Source organism: Pseudoprevotella muciniphila, from assembly GCF_003265305.2.
Classification (GTDB): Bacteria; Bacteroidota; Bacteroidia; order Bacteroidales; family Bacteroidaceae; genus Alloprevotella; species Alloprevotella muciniphila.
Map to the genome: position 1 here is coordinate 2540651 of NZ_CP033459.1, position 18775 is coordinate 2559425.

Here is an 18775-nt window from a genome sequence, read left to right on the forward strand (position 1 = left end):
ATGGCATTGGGCATCCAGTCTGTGGCTCAGTCGCTGTCTCCCTCTACTACGTGGCATTGGAACAAGGGTACTATCGTAGTTGATACTCCGGCACGTCCGGCAGGACAGAAGTCTGCACTCGGTCTTACTGTTGAGAAACTTCCTGTTGTTCGCGTGGCTTTCGTAGGCCTTGGTATGCGTGGCCCCGGTGCCGTTGAGCGCTTTACCTACATCCCTGGTGTAGAAATCGTAGCCCTCTGCGACTACGTTGAGGCACGTGCAGAAGCATGTCAAAAGTATCTCCGCAAGGCAGGTCTTCCTCCAGCACAAATCTTCAGTGGCGAAAAAGGCTATGAAGAAGTATGCAAACTGCCTAACGTAGATCTCGTTTATGTGGCAACAGACTGGGACCATCACTTCCCTGTAGCAAAGTGCGCTCTTGAGAATGGCAAGAACACTGCCATCGAAGTGCCCTCTGCCATGAATTTGGAACAGTGCTGGGAACTCATCGACCTCAGCGAAAAGACACGCAAGCATTGCATGATTCTTGAAAACTGCTGCTACGACTGGTATGAGATGAATACGCTCAATATGGCTCAGCATGGCGTGTTCGGCGAAGTGCTTCGTGCCGAAGGTGCTTACATCCACAACCTCGACGACTACTGGGATGATTACTGGAAGAACCCTGACGGCAGCGATCCCGACCAACTCGGCTGGCGCATGAAGTACAACATGGAAAACCGTGGAGACGTTTATGCTACTCACGGACTTGGCCCTGTGGCACAGGCTCTGGATATTCACCGTGGCGACCGTTTCACCACCCTCGTTGCCATGGACACCAAGAGTGCTCACGGCAAGGAATATGTGGAGAAGAAGACCGGCAGGCCTTGCAACAACTTCCGCAACGGCGACAACACGACAACGCTTATGCGTACAGAAAACGGCAAAGTGGTTGAAATTCAGCACAATGTAATGAATCCGCAACCATACAATCGCCTTTATAAGTTGAGTGGAACTCGTGGATATGCAACAAAGTATCCAGAAGAACATTATGCAATTGATGCCAACCAACTCAAGGCTACAGGACATAAGCCAAAATTTGACAATTTGACTTCACATGGCTTCATGCCTAAGGCTGAACAAGATGCACTCAAAGCACAATACGAACACCCCATATTGAAAAAATATGGTGGATTGGCAAAAGAAGTAGGTGGTCATGGTGGTATGGACTTTATCATGGACAGCCGTCTTGTTTATTGCTTACAGAACGGGTTGCCTCTCGATATGGACGTTTACGACCTTGCTGAATGGTGCTGCCTTGCTGAACTTGGCACACTCTCGATGGACAACAACTGTGCAAGCGTAGCATTCCCCGACTTCACTCGTGGTGAATGGAACGTTGTAAAGGGTTTTCGTCATGCTTTCGCTAATGCCGACGATGAAGCAGAAGCAGAAAGAGTTGCAAAGGACTTTACTGCCAAGTTGAAGGAAAAGGCTGCGGCTGACAACGTATGGGAAAAGTACGATAAAGCAAAGGCTAAGGCTGCTGAAAAAGCCCAGAAGGCTGCAGAAAAGGCTGCCAAGAAAGCCGCTAAACAATAATCAAACCATACAAACTTTTTAATATGTGGCGGGAACGAGCAATCGTTCTCGCTTTTTTCATTTGAAACTTAGAAGTTTATCGTCAAAAAATGTTATTTTTGCAGTAAGATAATAACTTCAATTTAACCATTCTATAACAAAATGGACAGAACCTTAAGTTGCTTTTTTGCGCTTTTGCGGGCAGGTTTGTGGGGCCATCCGATAGACGTGAGTCTCTTTGAGAATTTTACTGACTGGCAGGAAATACAGCGTTTGGCACGTGCTCAGACTGTGGTTGGTGTAGTTCTTGAAGGTATCTCTTCCCTGCCTCAGAATATGCGCCCTGTGAAGAGCGAGTATATGCAATGGCTCTCTTTGGTGATGCAGATAGAGAATGCCAACGATATGCTCAATGATGGTGTAACGGAGGTTTATTCCATGTTTCGCAAGGCAGGTTTTGAGGGTGTATTGCTGAAAGGACAAGGTATCGCTCAGTATTATCGCGAGCCCCGACATCGTCAGCCGGGCGATATTGATCTTTATTTTGGTGAAGAAAACTATCAGACAACTACCAAGTTTATTGAGGATTCGGGCTTCGCTCTCGAGATGGAAACATCATACCACAGCAGTTTCAAGTATGGTGAAATTGAGGTGGAAAACCATCGCGTCTTCGTAGATTTTTATAATAATAAGAACAAGAAGAAACTTCGCATTTGGCAAGGCCGGCAAGACGAATACACTAACGCTGCTTTTGTCCACAAAGGCATAACTGTTCCCACTCTCTCGCATCAGACCAATGCCGTGTATATCTTCCTGCATCTGCTCCACCATTTCCTGCAAGTGGGCATCGGACTGCGACAAGTGTGCGATTGGGCGGTTTATCTCACTGTAAATCAGAAGTATATCGATAGCAAACAGTTTGCTGCCGATTTGGAGTATCTTCCGATAAAGCGTGCAGCAACTGCATTCGCATGCCTCTGTGTAAACTATCTGGGCATGAATGCTGAAATGTTCCCTTTCCCTGTTGATACAACTCAGGCGCGTAAAGATGGTGAATGGTTAGTTCGCGATGTGATTGTGGCTGGCAATTTTGGTGATGACATCCTGCAGCATTTCAAGACAAAGCACAAGTGGGAAAGGATAAAGGCATATTACAAAGCCGTTAAGCGGCATTTAAGTGTTTACAGGCTTTGTCCTTCTGAAGTGAGGGCTTATCCCTTGAAATGGCTCAAGTCGAAGATAAAGAAGGAAGAATTTTACGAGCATTAAGTAGGTAAAATAGTAAGTAAGGTGAAGGGCGATAGGGACGAAAAGAGAAAAATGGATGTAAGGAAAATACTGAAAGTTATGAGATGGGTAGCCACATTTGTGGCCATACTTTCAGTATTTCTCCTTACACTATGCTCTCTCAGTGTATATATTAACCCTGAAAGGTGTCAGTATGTCTCCGTTTTCTGCCTGCTCTTTCCGCTGTGGCTTGTCATGTCTTTGACGATGACGGTGGTTGTGCTGTTTTATAATCGCAAACTCGCCCTCGTGCTTTTTGCTGTTTTATGCTGCAATATACCGAGCATAAGGAACTATTGCCCGCTGAATTTGCCTGTGTCAGCCGAAGAGGTAAAAGGTCAAACACTGAAGGTGATGTCTTACAACGTACAAGGTTTCGGACTTGCCGCCAAAGGAGAGAAGTCGCTCCACGCTTTCAGGGCTTTTCTTGACACTTGTGATGCTGATATCGTGAGTTTTCAGGAGGGCTCGTTCAAAAAGGTCGTAGATACATGTCTGATTGCTCCTGCGAGAAGGAATTATCCATATTTCATGAAGAACAAAGGTGTGTATTGGCATAGTTGGGTAGGCGTGTTTTCAAAGTATCCCATTCTGTCGTATGAAACGATTGATACCACAGGCAACAATATTTGCTGCGCTTTCAAAGTGGAACTGCCGAAAGGAGATACACTTATCGTGGTCAATGCCCACATGCCGAGTCTTCGGCTCTCTGCAGAAGAACGCCTCTTGTTGAAAGATGTCATCGATGTGGCTCATAAAGAAACGAACAATGCAGGATTTCCTTCGCTCATCGCATCAGTGTGTGCCGCAGGGAAACTACGGGCACGCCAGGTGGATAATATCTGTAACTATCTGAAACTCCATCAAGGCGAGAATATTATTCTGACAGGCGATTTTAATGACACTCCTGTGTCGTATGCACACCAACGAATTAGCGATTACCTCCAGGACTGTTTCAAGGCGGTTGGCAATGGTATAGGACGAACTTTCAATAAAGATGCGCTCTATGTGCGTATTGATAATGTTTTTTCCTCGGAATGGTGGAAACCTGTTGCATGTGAAATCAGGGACGATGTCCACTTGTCCGATCATTATCCGATTGTGTGCACCCTGAAGCGTACAGAGTAAGAAATATACGAGATATGCAAGCATTCTTCGAATTGATAGAAGTTACCACCGGCAAACGTGCGGCTTTGAGCGAGACCTTGAATGAAGCACAGTGGGAGACTTTGCTGCAACAGATTAAGGAACAGACGCTTATAGGTCCCCTTTACTACGGTGTAACAAAGTTGCCTAAGGAGCAACAGCCCGATGCTGAATTTATGCTTAGTTGGTGTGCTATGGTGGAACGGATCAAGCAGATAAACCGACGCATGAACGCAGCGGCTGTAAAATTGTATGCAAGGCTGAAACAAGATGGTTTCAACAACGTCTTGCTCAAGGGGCAAGGCGTGGCTCAACTCTATCCTGACCCGTTGCTCCGTACACCTGGAGACCTGGACTATTGGATAGCCGGCGGACGTGAGAAAGTGGTGGACTATGTGCGCCACTATTTCCCGACTATGCCTGTTGTTTACCATCACATGGATTTTCCAGTGTTCAAAGACGTCTCCGTCGAGGCTCATTTTATGCCATCGTGGATGTATTCCTACTTCACGAACAAGCGCCTTCAGGCATATTTCAGCGAGCATGAGGCAGAAGAGATGCAGCATGAGGTGGAATTGCCGGAAGGAGCCGGTCGCATAGCCGTGTCGTCGGTGTCGTTCAACCGTATCTATATCCTTGTCCACACCTATCGCCATCTTCTTGATGAAGGCGTGGGTCTGCGGCAAGTGCTCGACTATTATTTTGTCCTGAAACATTCCAAGACTGATGCTGCCACGAAGGCTGAGACTGTCAGAGTGCTCAGGAGACTGAAAATGCTCCGTTTCGCTGCTGCCATGATGTATGTGCAGCAGGAACTTTTTGGTTTGGAGGATGAATACCTCATCGTCGAACCTAATGAACGGGAGGGGCGTTTCTTTCTTGATGAAATCATGGAGGCAGGCAATTTCGGGCATCATGACAGTCGGTATCTTTATAAAGGCAGCGACAAGGAATCGCGTAAGCATTATTTCTTCCGCAAGCAGCGACGCAATTTCCGCTTTCTTACACACTATCCTTCAGAAGTGCTTTGGCACCCGGTGTTCAGAATTTGGCAATATTTCTGGAGGAGAAAGAACGGATATTTGTAAAAATAAGAAGGAATAAATTTGCGGAGTAAAAATAAATGCTTAACTTTGCCGCCCGAAAGTATCCCTTGCAGATGTAATTGTGAGTTGAATAGGGGATAATGATAACAAGCAAACAATAAAAATAAGATAGAAAATGAAAAGAACTTTTCAACCGCACAACAGAAAAAGAAACAACAAGCATGGTTTCCGTCAGCGTATGCTCACGGCTAACGGACGTCGCGTGTTGGCGGCTCGCCGCGCAAAGGGCCGTAAGAAATTGACAGTTTCAGACGAAGTACACGGAAAGAAATAATACGTTTCCGGTAACCTCGTCGGCTGATGCTGGCACTAATCTTAAGGAGAGAGGTAGGTTTTTTGTTAAAACCAATACTTCTCTCATTTTTTTATGCTAATTTTGCGCATAGAATTGTGGATTGGTAAGAATGGTCCACAGCAAAAAGTTTAACACTATACGCTTCGATATGAATATCTTTAGGAAGATACCTGGTCTTCTCACCTCGCTCAACTGTCTCGGCATGTTGGTAATATTGGCATTGCTGATTTATTTTGGGTATAACATGCTTAGCGGTTATACTCATCATGGCGAAAGCACAAAAGTGCCAAACGTTTTTGGCAAGTCGTACGACGAGGCCAAGAAAATTCTGGAAGATGCAGGACTCACGGTTGAAGTTTCCGATACGGGCTTTGTAGATTCTTTGAAAGCAAATGTGGTATTGACTCAGTCGTTGCGCCCGGGCGACAATGTGAAACCCGGACGAATTATAGAACTCTCTGTTAATGCCGATCACCCGCTTCCCAAACCATTGCCCGACCTTGCAGAGAATTCTTCACTTCGTGAGGCACAGGCGCGTTTGTTGGAAGAAGGTTTCAAACTTGGCGAAGTGGAATATGTGCCGAGTCCCGACCGCGATTGGGTGATTGCCGTCAAGTCGAATGGCAAGAATGTCATGGCAGGCGATTTGGTGTCAGTTGTAACGCCGGTTGTTCTTGTAGTGGGTGATGGAAAGAAAGTTGAAGTCTTCAATGGCGAGGAATATACGAAAGATCCCGAATTCAAGACGGACACAGTTCTCGTAACTGAATTGGGAAGTCTGGGTGAAGGTGATGTTATTCTTGACCATCCTGAATACATTGGTTTCGAGAATGAAATAGACGACATCAAGACTGCATTAAAGCCTGGCAACAAATTAAAACCGTAGCCCAGATGCAGGACGATTTTGAAGGATTGCAAGATTTCGATGATGCGGTCAGTGAAGAAGCCGAGGGGCTGTATGAGCATTTTCGGGTAGTGGCGGACAAGGGACAGGAACTGCTCCGTGTGGACAAGTTCCTGATGTACCATCTGCCTAACACTTCACGCAACAGAATTCAGCAGGCTGCAACGGCAGGTTTTATCCATGTAAATGATAAGCCGGTTAAGAGTAACTATCGCGTTAAACCCCACGATGTTGTAACGATGTTGCTCGACCGCCCGCGGTATGACAGCACTATCGTTCCAGAAGACATCCCACTCGACATAGTATATGAAGACGAAGCCCTGATGGTCATCAACAAACCTGCGGGGCTCGTTGTGCATCCGGGGTGCGGCAACTATACCGGTACACTTGTGCATGCTGTGGCATGGCACCTTCGTGATAATCCCCAATACGACCCCAATGACCCGGGGGTAGGCTTAGTGCATCGCATAGACAAGGATACGTCTGGACTGCTTGTTGTAGCAAAGACACCTGAAGCAAAGTCGAATCTTGGCATACAGTTCTTCAACAAAACCACTCGCCGCAAGTATCAGGCCCTCGTTTGGGGCAATGTGGCATCGGAAAAAGGAAGGATTGAAGGGAATATCGCGCGTAATCCGCATGACAGATTACAGATGGCTGTATTTCCACCAGATAGCGAGATAGGTAAGCCCGCTGTGACGCACTATAGTGTACTTGAGCGTTTTGGATACGTCACATTAGTGGAGTGTGTGCTCGAAACTGGCAGGACACATCAGATACGAGCCCACATGTCTCACATAGGGCATCCGCTCTTCAATGATGCCAGATATGGTGGCGACCGCACACTTCGCGGAACTCAGTCGGGTACTTACAACACCTACATTCGCCATTGTTTTGAAATCTGTCCGCGTCAGGCACTTCATGCCAAGACTCTGGGCTTTCGCCATCCTGTAACGGGTCAGGAGTTGGACTTTACGAGCGAACCTGCCGCTGATATGGCTGCGTTGCTCAACCGGTGGCGTACTTACATTGGTGGGCTGAAAAATGCCTGACATTCAGAAAAGGATAATAATAAACAAATATAAAAAAGGAAATGAAAAGAAGAATTGCAATAGTTGCAGGCGGCGACTCATCAGAGCACGATGTGTCGATGAGAAGCGCCGACGGGCTGATGAGTTTCATGGACCATGAAAAGTACGATTGTCTCGTGGTGGACATGGCAGGCGACAAATGGACCGTGCATTATGGTAGTGAGCGTCTGCCCATCGACAAAAACGACTTCTCGTTCACAACAGCCGATGGTAAACATAATTTCGATTTCGCATATATCACCATTCACGGGACACCTGGCGAAAATGGAATTCTTCAAGGCTATTTCGACCTCATTGGCTTGCCTTATTCCACCTCCGATGTGTTAGTGGAGTCGCTGACTTTCAATAAATTCGCCCTTAATAATTTCCTGAGGGCATATTCCCAATTCCACCTGAGCGATTCCATTCTAGTACGCAGAGGTATGGCGCGTCCTGCTGATGAAGCCATTATTGAGCGTTTAGGTCTGCCTTGTTTTGTAAAGCCCAATGCCGGTGGCAGTAGTTTTGGTATTACGAAGGTGAAAACTTTGGAAGACCTGGCGCCTGCCATAGACAAAGCCATGAACGAGAGCGATGAAGTGATGATTGAAAAACTCATGGTCGGCACGGAAGTAACGTGTGGCTGTTACCACAATGGTACGGAAATCATCACATTCCCCATTACGGAAGTGGTTACAACACAGGAGTTTTTCGACTACGATGCAAAATACAATGGTAAAGTGGACGAAATCACCCCTGCACGTATAGCGGATGAAACTGCCGCTCGTGTATCAAATCTGACAAAAGAGATTTATGCCATTCTCAACTGTTATGGTATTATTCGCATTGACTATATTCTCAGCGGTGAACGCGGCAATGAGGAAATAAATATTCTCGAAATAAATACCACGCCCGGGATGACGGTAACGAGTTTTATTCCGCAGCAAGTGCGGGCAGCAGGTCTCGATATCAAGGACGTGCTCAGCCAGATCATTGAGGGGCGCTTCTGAAAGGTAAATAACCGGCGGAGAGGTTGGCAAAGGGGAGTGGATTTGCAGTTATAAACGTATTTGTTAAAAACAAAACATCCAGCCATGAATATACCATCTGAATATGATGAAATCAGACCTTACGAGCCCGAGGAACTTCCAGAGGTTTTCAAGGAATTGTTGGCAGATTCGCAGTTTCTTTCTGTAGTGAACCTGCTTCCCGTTTTGGGCGATATGCCGCAGCAGGACTTACAGGGAGCATTGTTATCCTGCAAGACCAACCTCGACTTTCAGAAACGGCTGATTTATCCCATACTGAAGCACTTGCTCAGTAAGGCCGCCACATCGTACCGTATCAATGTCAGTGCACTCGCAGACAAGAAGGGTGCTTACACTTATATCTCCAATCATCGAGATATAGTGCTCGACTCAGCCATTCTGAGCCTGTTGCTTTTGGAGGATGGTTTTGAGGATACGGTGGAGATTGCTATTGGCGATAACCTGTTGGCATATCCGTGGATAGAAAAAATCGTGCGGGTAAACAGGGCCTTTATTGTCCGTCGTTCGCTCGGTATGCGTGAGATGCTGGCGAGCAGTAAGCGACTTAGTGGCTACATCCACTTTGCCATCAACGAGAAGAAACGCAGCCTTTGGATCGCTCAGCGAGAGGGCAGGGCAAAGGACTCCAACGACCGAACGCAGGAGTCGCTCATAAAAATGCTGGCGATGGCAGGAAACGGTTCTCCTGCTGAATGCCTTTCGCAGATCAATATCGTTCCACTCTCCATCTCCTACGAGTACGACCCATGCGACTTCCTGAAAGCCAAGGAGATGCAGCAAAAACGCGACAATCCTGCACATGTAAAGAGCCGTGAGGACGATTTGCTGAATATGCAGACAGGTATTTTCGGCTTTAAGGGCGATATCCACTATCAGGTTGCTCCGTGCATCAATGCCTGGCTGCCGGAATTGGCAGGCTTGCCTAAAGGTGATTTCTTTGCAGAAGTGGTGCGGCGTATAGATAAAGGCATCCACTCGTCTTACAAACTTTTCCCGGGGAATTATGTGGCAGCAGACCTCCTCGATGGTACAGATAACAGCAACTATTATACCCCTGAAGAAAAAGCACGTTTCGAGAAATATCTGGCAAGTAGGGTAAAACTGGTTGATTTGCCGGACAAGGATGAGGACTTCCTGCGCAACCGTATCCTTGAGATGTATGCAAACCCTTTGAAAAACTATATAGGTGCAAAAGTATAATATAAGTAAATGACTCGTTACACCCCACTTCGCTCGCATTGTCATAGTTTCATATTTTTCGTTGTGTCTTTGGTTGCTATGCTATGCCTTACTTCGTGCGGCAACGATGATGACGGCTTTCTCGATGCATATACCAACGCTCTCGGTGAGTTCAGGACGAATCATAATGGCAAGGTTCAGACTTTCCGTCTCGATGATGGCACCGGATATTCGCTGACTAACGACGTCAGCGGTCTGACGGCAGATAGTGTTTATCGTGTGCAGGCACTTTATATTGCAGGAGAAGACAGGGTAACGATAACACAATATGTAGAGGTGCTGGCGCCTATGCCGAGACAAATCGAAGAGGGCAAACAAAAAACGGACCCTGTGAACGTGTCTGCTTTCTGGAATGGCGGGCGATATGTCAATCTCAGGTTAGCATTGCTCACTCAAGGGAATACGCACTATTTCACGTTCATTGATCAAGGTACGGATACACACGAGGATGGCACGCGAGTGAAGCGGATTATGCTTTATCACGACCAAAATGGGAATGGCACCTATTACACACGGGAACTGTTCATGTCGTGTCCTGTTTATCAATATGCAGGAGATTTGCAGTCGGGCAAAGACTCTCTGGCTTTAACCATACATACTTACGAAGGCGAAAAGACGTATAAGACGCGTCTGGCATTCTGATACCCCTAAAAACCTATAAATACAAAATAAATCGTAACTTTGCAATCAAAGACATACCGAAGGAAGACTAACGAAAGTTTTCATTAGGTTTTATAAGAAAAGAATCATGCGAAAAATAATTTTTTTGACACTCAGTATCGTAGCGTTGACCGTTTCAGCGCAGCGTGTGGAACTTCTCAAACAGCAAAAATTGTCACAATGGGCAATCGCACCAGGTAATTATAGCGGTATCACTCCGCTTGGCAATGACCGCTATGCTGTCGTAAGCGACAAAGATTCCGCCGATGGATTCCATATATGGAAAATAGAACTCAACTCAGGAACAGGTATCGTGACGAACGTTGAAGACGAAGGTTTTTTTGCAAATCCTACTCCTAAAGTGAATCATAACGGCATCAGTTTGCGTGATTGTGAAGATATTGTCTATTTCAAACCAGCCAACACTGTCTTCATTTGTGGCGAAGGCGATCAGGAGATTCTTGAGTATGCCATGGACGGTAAGCCAACCGGGCGTCGTCTTGAGGTGCCTGCCATGTTCGGCAAGGATAAGATATCTGCCAATCTCGGTTTTGAAGCATTGGCTTACGACGAAAAGAACCACTGCTTCTGGACCATGACAGAATCCACACTACCCGCAGACGGTCTGCACACCTCTCCGCAAACACCGAGTATCCTCAATGTGATGCGACTATTGTGCTTCAACGACAGCCTGAAGTGTATTGGTCAGTATGCCTACCGCATGAATGTCGGTACTACCAAGAAAGACGGCACGCACTATGCCTATGGTGTGCCGGCTATGACGGTGTTGCCCGATGGCACGTTGCTCGTCATGGAGCGTGAAGCCAATGTCTCGACCACAAAATTACGCGGCGAGACATTCATAAGAATTTTTACCGTTGAGCCCACAAAAGATAACCTCGTGGAAGAGAGTGAGAGCCTGCGCAATTTCGATATAACAAAGTTTGTGCAAAAGCGACAACTCACCTCTTTCAGCACAAAGGTCAACCCGCCCAGCGTACAACTCGCCAACTATGAAGGCATGTGTGTCGGTCCCACGCTTGAAGCCAATCGCAGAACGCTTTTGCTTCTCAACGACTCGCAGAACAATGCCGGAATAAAAATTGCCCATCTCAAGGACTATATCAAAGTGGTCATCCTTTATCAATAACCGCTTAAGAAGTCGATTGCTTGAAACCTGCTATCGCCATAATATCACCGAATACGCTCGCTGCAGTAGGCCTCTCGGGGCTTATACAGGGTATGATGCCAATGGCGAGTATAAACATTTTCCGCAACTACAAGGAAATGTCGGACGAGGGTGATGAGCAGCAGTATTTCCATTATTTCATCACTGCAAGCGTACTCCTCGAGAATCCCAAGTTTTTCATCAGCCATCAGCACAAAACGCTTCTTCTCGTAGAAGGCGACTCAGCAGGTAATATACCTGCGCAGTTTCGTAAGATAGACATCAGTGTGCCCCACAACGAATTGGTCAAAAGCCTGATGAGGCTCGAACAGTCTGTTCATGGTGCTCACAGGGAACAACCCGAACCGGTTAGGGTGGCACAGTCGCCTCTAAAGCAAACTGCCCTGACGCCGCGTGAAACGGAGGTGCTCCGACTCCTTGTGCTCGGAAAAACCAACAAAGAGGTGGCAGCCGACCTGAATGTAGGCCTGACAACAATCATCACTCACCGAAAGAATCTAACCGAAAAACTCAATATCAAGACACTCTCCGGACTGACTGTGTTTGCCGTGTCGCGCGGCATCGTGAAAGTGGAGGAAATTTAGGGGAGGGAATAACGGGCGGAAACCGTTTCACAATGTAGGATGTATGTTTTTTGAAAATCAAAGGTTATAATCGTCGTGCATCTTGTTAAACAATGTTACATGATGCATTACTTCACGGATAAATTGTATTTTTGTACCATAAATAGTAAAATAAAGAAGCAGGCAAAATAAGTTTGCCGCAAAGAATAATTATGGCAAAAGGAAAAGTAGATGCACTTTTAGGTATCGTCTTTGGTGACGAAGGAAAAGGAAAAGTTGTGGATTATTTCACACCACGATATGATGTAGTAGCACGTTTTGCAGGGGGACCTAATGCTGGTCATACCATCATTTTCGACGGCAAGAAATTTGTGCTGCGGTCTATACCAAGCGGTATTTTCGACGAGGGTAAGTTGAATATCATCGGTAATGGTTGTGTTATTGCGCCCGACCTTTTCATGGCAGAAGCGAAAGAATTGGAAGCCGCAGGTTATAGTCTTACAGAACGCTTACACATCAGTCGCCGCGCACATCTCATCCTGCCTACGCACCGTTTGCTCGACCGTGCTTACGAGGCTGCTAAAGGCAAGAACAAGGTGGGTACCACGGGTAAGGGCATAGGTCCCACCTATAGCGACAAGGCTGCGCGTATAGGCCTTCGCGTTGGTGACATTTTAGAAAACTTTGAAGAGAAATATGCTCGTCTCAAGACTCGCCACGAACAAATCCTTCGCGACATGAACTTCACCGATTACGACATTGCTGATGAAGAACGTTTGTGGATGGAAGGTGTGGACTATATGCGCAAATTCCGGCTAACCGATACGGAGATAGAAATCAATCGCTATCTCGAAGAGGGCAAGACTGTGCTTGCAGAAGGCGCACAAGGTTCACAACTTGACATAGACCACGGAACATATCCCTTTGTGTCGTCATCGAGCACCACGGCAGGTGGCGTTTGTACTGGTCTTGGTATCGCACCGAATAAGATTGACCGTGTGTTCGGTATCTTTAAGGCATATACCACTCGTGTAGGCGCAGGACCATTCCCAGTGGAACTCTTCGATGAGACTGGCGACAAAATCCGCGACATCGGACATGAATACGGTGCTGTAACGGGTCGTAATCGCCGCTGCGGCTGGCTCGATCTTGTAGCACTGAAATACACTATCATGATAAATGGTGTAACCGACCTTATCATGATGAAGGGCGATGTGCTTGACGAGTTCGATACAATCAAGGTTTGCGTGGCTTACCGCAAGGGAGAAGAAACGATCACCACCATGCCATACGACACAGAAGGTTGGGAGGCTGTGTATGAAGAACTTCCCGGATGGAAAACCCCGCTATCAGGTGTTCGTACTGTTTCAGAGTTTCCACAGGCGTATCAGGATTACATCGATTACATAGAGCGTGCGCTCGACACTCCGATTTCCATAGTATCCGTCAGTCCTGACCGCGAGGCGACTATCGTACTCCGCAAAATTGAGTAAGCCGACTAACAATCATAAAAAACTTCAAACGACAAAACCTATGAGATGGCTCACAGTCTTTATGCTCCTCCTCTCTGTGCCGGCTATGGCACAGGAATATGCTGTTCAGGATTCGGCATTCGCAGAGCAGGCATACAGTCAGGGTGGTTATGCTGCGAATGAGGAATGTGGAAAGGATGACACACCTTTCAGCATAGCCATGCCCATGTATAATGGTCTGTATGGCTCGCCATATATGTTCGGCGGGTATTATGGTGGTGCTTATGATCTCTGGCATCTTCATCAGGGCTTCAATGTACAACTTTCCGCCGGTGTTACTGTAGCATCGGGCAGGCATACACCAAAAGGAGCAGGCTTTGGACAAAGCATATCGTTGGCATACGCCGGCAAACTCAATCGTAATTTCTCCTATGCCGTTATTCTGCAAGGGATGCACAGCACATGGGGACCGGTGCGCAATGTAGGCGCAAGTGTGTCGGGTATAGTGGCTTATCAGCCCTCCGACCGTTTCACTCTTTATGCCTATTTCACGAAGAGTCTCATGAACCATCCCTCGCGCAGGATGATGCCTTATCCTTTCTATGACGAGCCGGCGATTGACCGGATTGGTGCAATGGCAGACATTAAACTCGGAGAGACCAGTAATCTGAGAATAGCCGTAGAAATGGCGCGCATGAAAAATGCCTACTTCGATGGCGACTACTATGCGGGTTATAATCCCTATGAGCCCTCAAGAAACTACGGCTTCGGACTCCATCGCTCTATGCTGCCCTTCGGAGGATATACCATACCGTATTAGGGAAAAATTCTCAAGATGTTGTTTCTTTCTTGGATAATCACGATACTTAGGAACTTTCCTTGGACTGAGAATTCAATAGATATTTTACACTTTTTGGAAGACTCCAATTAGTAGCACGTATTGTTGGATAATTGGAGTCTAAGCGTAAATAATTTGGATAATAAGATTGTATAATTATGAGCAAATACAGAGAGACGGCAAACTGTCCGATAATTCAGGAAAAGAAACATCCTCAGCAAAGGGCTCTGAATCTTGAACTTTTGCGCATAGTCGCCATGTTCATGGTTCTCGTTATCCATTATGACCTTCCTATTAGAGGGATTCCTACAGTAGAGTTGTGGCAATCTGATTCGGGTAGCGTAAGTCTTACCATTATTATTCAATCTTTTGTTGTGGTATGTGTTAACTGCTTTATACTAATTTCAGGTTATTTTGGCATCCGCTGGAAGTGGAAGTCATTTAGTAATCTAATGTTTCAGATATTGTTTTTCATACTTGTAGCATATATCGCATCTCAATTTTTAATAACAGAGACAGCGGTGCCGAAAGGGATCTTATCATTTTTTTTGACAAAATTTACGACTATTTGGTTTATAATCGCATATTTAGGCCTTTATATGATTGCTCCCGTTTTGGAAGCATATATTGCTACAGTTTCTGTCCGTCAGTTGGCAACGTTTATAATGGTGTTTTATGGATTTAGTACATTCATGGGATACATTTTGAGATGTTCGCCAGAATTCAACGAGGGAATGAGTTTTGTAAGTTTGGGTGGAATGTATCTTATAGGAGGACTATTAAGAAAAAGCAAAGAATATCTTAAAAAGATAAAAGAATGGTATGCTTTTGCGGGATATTTGATTTGCGCTATTATGCTGACATCAATATTTCTGTTTGAACTTTATATGGGGTACGATCATAGTCCGTTAGGCACTTTGAATCCAATAGTGATTATAGAAAGTGTCTGTCTTTTTGTGTTTTTCCTAAAACTGCAAATATCAAATAAGTGGCGAAGAAGCATATTGTTCTTCTCTTCTTCAGCATTTGCTGTTTTTTTGCTGCATGTTTATATAAGGAATACTTTTGATACACTATGCACATGGGCACATAATGTTTCTAAAGGCTCGTTTTTCTGTGTATTAGCAGTTCTAATAGGGGTATTTCTGTTGTCTGTGCTTGTTGACAAACTTCGTCAGATTTCATTCAGGGCGTTAATGAATTTGTTTTAGAGTGGAGTCGTTTTTATGTCAACCAAACATAATTCATTTTCTTTGCAAAAACAGCGTGCCCTCCTTCGCATGGAATACGAACATGAGAAGGAGGAATTTCGTCGTGAGACGGAGGCAATGGGCATCGACCGCAAGGTGAAGCGAGGGGAGTGTTGGTATCCGGTGAGCGTGGGGCGATATTACTACAATTCGCTCAACCGCCTCGTTATAGAGATTTTTCGGATAGACGATACTGAAATTGAGCATAATTTCGAGTATGGTCGCAGTCTTACTTTCTTTGAGCAAGATGCCTCAGGGATGTTGCATTATGTCAACTTCTCGGGTTCGGTAAGTTATGTTGATGGTGACCGCATGGTCGTTTGTTTACCTCATGAGGATGCTGCCGCAGTCTTGCAGAATGCAGAGCGTCTTGGTGTGCAGCGTAACTTCGATGAACGCACCTATCAACTCATGTTCGATGCGATAGACCGTACAATGGCAGCGGAGAAGGGAAGGGTAGCACACCTGCGCGATATTTTTCATGGCGGTGTGAAACCCGAGTTTGCGCCTCCGCGCATGCCTGTCAGTCTGCCTTGGCTCAATCCTTCGCAAGAAAGGGCAGTGAACGATGTATTGCGTACGCGGGATGTACTCATTGTTCACGGCCCTCCCGGTACGGGTAAGACCACAACGCTCGTTGAAGCGATTAGTGAGGTGCTGCGGCGCGAACCGCAAGTCATGGTATGCGCACAGAGCAATACGGCAGTGGATTGGATAGCGGAGCAACTCTACGACCGTGGCATCTCTGTCCTTCGCATCGGTAACCCCACTCGCGTTACTGACAAGATGCTGGCACAGACCTACGAACGCCGTTTCGCCGACCATCCCGATTATCCACAACTTTGGCAGATACGCCGCAATGTCCGGCAACTCCTGTCGTCGCCGCGCAAGGAGCGTGCAGCGAATTTCCATCAGAAGATTTCGCGTTTGCGTGAGCGGGCTGATGAACTTGAGATACGCATCCGCTATGCTTTGTTCGACACCTCGCGCGTCATAGCGTGTACGCTCGCTGGTGCTGCTAATCCTGTGCTGTCTGGTCAACACTACCACACTCTCTTCGTTGATGAGGCAGCGCAAGCACTTGAAGCGGCTTGTTGGATTGCATTACAAAAAGCCGATCGTGTGGTCTTTGCTGGCGACCATCAGCAGTTGCCACCGACGGTGAAATGTCCGGAGGCGATGCGCAGCGGTCTCGGAGTGACGCTGATGGAACATGCCGCGAAGAAACTTCCTGAATGTGTGCGGTTGCTCACTGTGCAGTATCGAATGAACGAGGAACTTATGCGTTTCTCTTCTGATTGGTTCTATGACGGAAAACTCACGGCAGCACCGGAGGTACATCATCGGAGTATTCTGTCCGACCTTGATGCCCCGTTGCAATGGGTGGATACCGCAGTGCTTGATAGCGGCGAAGAGTTTGTGGGTAATGGCTATGGTCGCATAAATAAAGAAGAGGCACAACTCACAGTGCGTGTGTTGTGCCAATATGCCGACCGCGTGGGGATGCGGCGGTTGTTAGATGAATGCGTCGATATCGGCGTTATTTCGCCCTATCGCGCGCAGGTGCAATATCTACGTAAAATTATTCGTCAGTGTGCAACACTCAAACCACTTCGCCGCCAAATCACGGTTAACACAGTGGATGCCTTTCAAGGACAGGAGCGCGATGTTATAGTGGTTAGTCTTGTGCGAGCCAACGAACAAGGCGACATCGGTTTCCTTCGTGACTTGCGTCGTATGAATGTAGCGATGACGCGTGCGCGGATGAAACTTATTATTCTTGGTAATTCTGCAACGCTTTGCCGCCATCGGTTCTATCGCGAACTATTCTGTCGGTGTGATTTAGCGGATTTTGACGATTAGTCTTGCTCTGCGTGGGGTAGTCCTCCATATAATTCTTGCTAAGGCAAGCGAGCATAGAATAACATGAATTACCATATAATTTTTGGTAATTTGAATTATTTTTTTTGACATTTCTCGTGCGTAGCACGACTTACGATTGAGCGGAAGCGGTTGTAGAATTGCTCGGAGCTGTATTGAGTCGTGAGTTTTTCAAAGGCTGCGTGTCCGAGCGTGGTGATTTCTTCTTCTGGTGCGTTCCAAAGGCGCACGACTTGCTGTTCCAGGTCGTTGATGTCGTTAGGCTTAAAGAGTCTGCCGATGGCGTTTCCTCCCTTGCCGATAATCTCGCTAAAACCGCCATGGTCGGGTCCGATGGTGGGTTTACCCTGGGCTGCAGCCTCAAGAATCGCCATAGGAAAACCTTCGTAGCAACGACTGGGCATCACGATGAAACGAGCATTTCTTACGAAATCCTCATATTCTTGTCCAGAAATATGCCCCATTAGAGCAATATTTCCAGGCATTTCATCTATGCTGCCTTCCCGCAAGGCACCGGCGAACTTGAAAGGTATATCAGGATGTTTGCGTGCCACTTCCAATAACAGGTCAAATCCCTTTTCAAAACTTAGCCTACCACAATATGCCACATAGTAGCCTACCTTATACTCTGGCTCTGTCGTAGCGTCAAGAAAGTTCGGGTTGACGGCAATTTTTCCTTCAGGTATCCCTGCGGCGATGAGTTTCTGTCGCTGAAAATCCGTGATGCACGAAAAAACATCTACATTGTCCAGAAAAGCTCTCGTGCGTCTTGCATGAACACTACGTAGGGTGTATGCCAAAGATTTCAGCCAATTCCCTTCGCAATTATGTTGCAGACACCCCCATTCGCTATGTCGCTCTAAACATTCTTCACAAGGTAACCCGCCTCGCATAAAAAGTCCTGTAGGGCATATCAATCGGAAATTATGTACCGTCATAATAACAGGTACTCCCGCTTTTTTGCATTCCGCTAATGCCGCCGGACTGATGAAAGGAAAGACATTATGCACATTCACCACATCCGGTTGCTCTCGCTCCAGCGCCTCACGCATACCGCGTACACCGTCCGGCGAGTATATCCCGGCAAAGAAACTTCGCACTTTGCCTCTCAAAGACTCACGCACACCTGCCGTAGTGCGCTCATAGCGACATACTTCATCTCCATGAGCCGCCAAAATAGCCGCAATACGGTCAACAACGGCCTCCTCACCGCTATACTTACCGTAGGCGTTATGTGCTATGAGGACTTTCATTTCTTTTTATACC

17 protein-coding genes are annotated in these 18775 nt (G+C 46.6%); 16 read left to right on the plus strand and 1 reads right to left on the minus strand.

What is annotated here, in order from left to right; all coding sequences use genetic code 11:
- The 16 genes from C7Y71_RS10310 to C7Y71_RS10385 all read left to right on the plus strand — a co-directional run bounded on the left by C7Y71_RS10310 (position 1) and on the right by C7Y71_RS10385 (position 17491).
- Entirely contained in the window at positions 1–1581 is a 1581-nt protein-coding gene (locus C7Y71_RS10310) for a Gfo/Idh/MocA family protein (RefSeq protein ID WP_394366627.1), read from the plus strand.
- A gap of 141 nt (positions 1582–1722) precedes the next feature.
- Positions 1723–2829, plus strand: a complete 1107-nt coding sequence (locus tag C7Y71_RS10315) for a nucleotidyltransferase domain-containing protein (RefSeq protein ID WP_111897618.1) — start codon at positions 1723–1725, stop codon at positions 2827–2829.
- A gap of 51 nt (positions 2830–2880) precedes the next feature.
- Positions 2881–3975, plus strand: coding sequence for an endonuclease/exonuclease/phosphatase family protein (locus C7Y71_RS10320; protein ID WP_146739346.1), 1095 nt, complete (start codon positions 2881–2883; stop codon positions 3973–3975).
- Between the two features lie 14 nt (positions 3976–3989).
- On the plus strand, positions 3990–5081 hold the full coding sequence (locus C7Y71_RS10325) for a nucleotidyltransferase family protein (protein ID WP_111897620.1): 1092 nt from the start codon (positions 3990–3992) through the stop codon (positions 5079–5081).
- A gap of 133 nt (positions 5082–5214) precedes the next feature.
- Positions 5215–5373, plus strand: a complete 159-nt coding sequence (gene rpmH / locus C7Y71_RS10330; protein ID WP_111897621.1) for a 50S ribosomal protein L34 — start codon at positions 5215–5217, stop codon at positions 5371–5373.
- 169 nt (positions 5374–5542) lie between these two features.
- Positions 5543–6280 carry a PASTA domain-containing protein gene (locus C7Y71_RS10335; RefSeq protein WP_193215910.1) on the plus strand — a complete coding sequence of 246 codons (738 nt, stop codon included), beginning with the start codon at positions 5543–5545 and terminating at the stop codon, positions 6278–6280.
- Between the two features lie 5 nt (positions 6281–6285).
- Complete coding sequence (locus C7Y71_RS10340) at positions 6286–7350, plus strand: RluA family pseudouridine synthase (RefSeq protein ID WP_111897623.1); 1065 nt, start codon at positions 6286–6288, stop codon at positions 7348–7350.
- Between the two features lie 41 nt (positions 7351–7391).
- Positions 7392–8378, plus strand: a complete 987-nt coding sequence (locus tag C7Y71_RS10345; protein ID WP_111897624.1) for a D-alanine--D-alanine ligase — start codon at positions 7392–7394, stop codon at positions 8376–8378.
- A gap of 84 nt (positions 8379–8462) precedes the next feature.
- Positions 8463–9617: a 1-acyl-sn-glycerol-3-phosphate acyltransferase gene (locus tag C7Y71_RS10350; protein ID WP_111897702.1), complete on the plus strand. Its 1155-nt coding sequence runs from the start codon at positions 8463–8465 to the stop codon at positions 9615–9617.
- A gap of 9 nt (positions 9618–9626) precedes the next feature.
- Positions 9627–10298: a NigD1/NigD2 family lipoprotein gene (locus tag C7Y71_RS10355; RefSeq protein ID WP_111897625.1), complete on the plus strand. Its 672-nt coding sequence runs from the start codon at positions 9627–9629 to the stop codon at positions 10296–10298.
- A gap of 106 nt (positions 10299–10404) precedes the next feature.
- Positions 10405–11466: an esterase-like activity of phytase family protein gene (locus C7Y71_RS10360; RefSeq protein WP_111897626.1), complete on the plus strand. Its 1062-nt coding sequence runs from the start codon at positions 10405–10407 to the stop codon at positions 11464–11466.
- Between the two features lie 20 nt (positions 11467–11486).
- Positions 11487–12089 carry a response regulator transcription factor gene (locus tag C7Y71_RS10365; RefSeq protein ID WP_111897627.1) on the plus strand — a complete coding sequence of 201 codons (603 nt, stop codon included), beginning with the start codon at positions 11487–11489 and terminating at the stop codon, positions 12087–12089.
- A gap of 191 nt (positions 12090–12280) precedes the next feature.
- Positions 12281–13561: an adenylosuccinate synthase gene (locus C7Y71_RS10370; RefSeq protein ID WP_111897628.1), complete on the plus strand. Its 1281-nt coding sequence runs from the start codon at positions 12281–12283 to the stop codon at positions 13559–13561.
- Between the two features lie 40 nt (positions 13562–13601).
- On the plus strand, positions 13602–14360 hold the full coding sequence (locus tag C7Y71_RS10375; protein ID WP_146739347.1) for a hypothetical protein: 759 nt from the start codon (positions 13602–13604) through the stop codon (positions 14358–14360).
- Between the two features lie 176 nt (positions 14361–14536).
- On the plus strand, positions 14537–15589 hold the full coding sequence (locus tag C7Y71_RS10380; RefSeq protein WP_111897630.1) for an acyltransferase: 1053 nt from the start codon (positions 14537–14539) through the stop codon (positions 15587–15589).
- Between the two features lie 69 nt (positions 15590–15658).
- A complete protein-coding gene (locus tag C7Y71_RS10385; RefSeq protein ID WP_111897631.1) occupies positions 15659–17491 on the plus strand; it encodes an AAA domain-containing protein in 1833 nt (610 codons plus the stop codon).
- A 95-nt stretch (positions 17492–17586) separates the two neighbouring features.
- Here C7Y71_RS10385 and C7Y71_RS10390 read toward each other — a convergent pair whose 3' ends face one another.
- Entirely contained in the window at positions 17587–18762 is a 1176-nt protein-coding gene (locus C7Y71_RS10390) for a glycosyltransferase family 4 protein (protein WP_111897632.1), read from the minus strand.
- Positions 18763–18775: the final 13 nt, after the last annotated feature.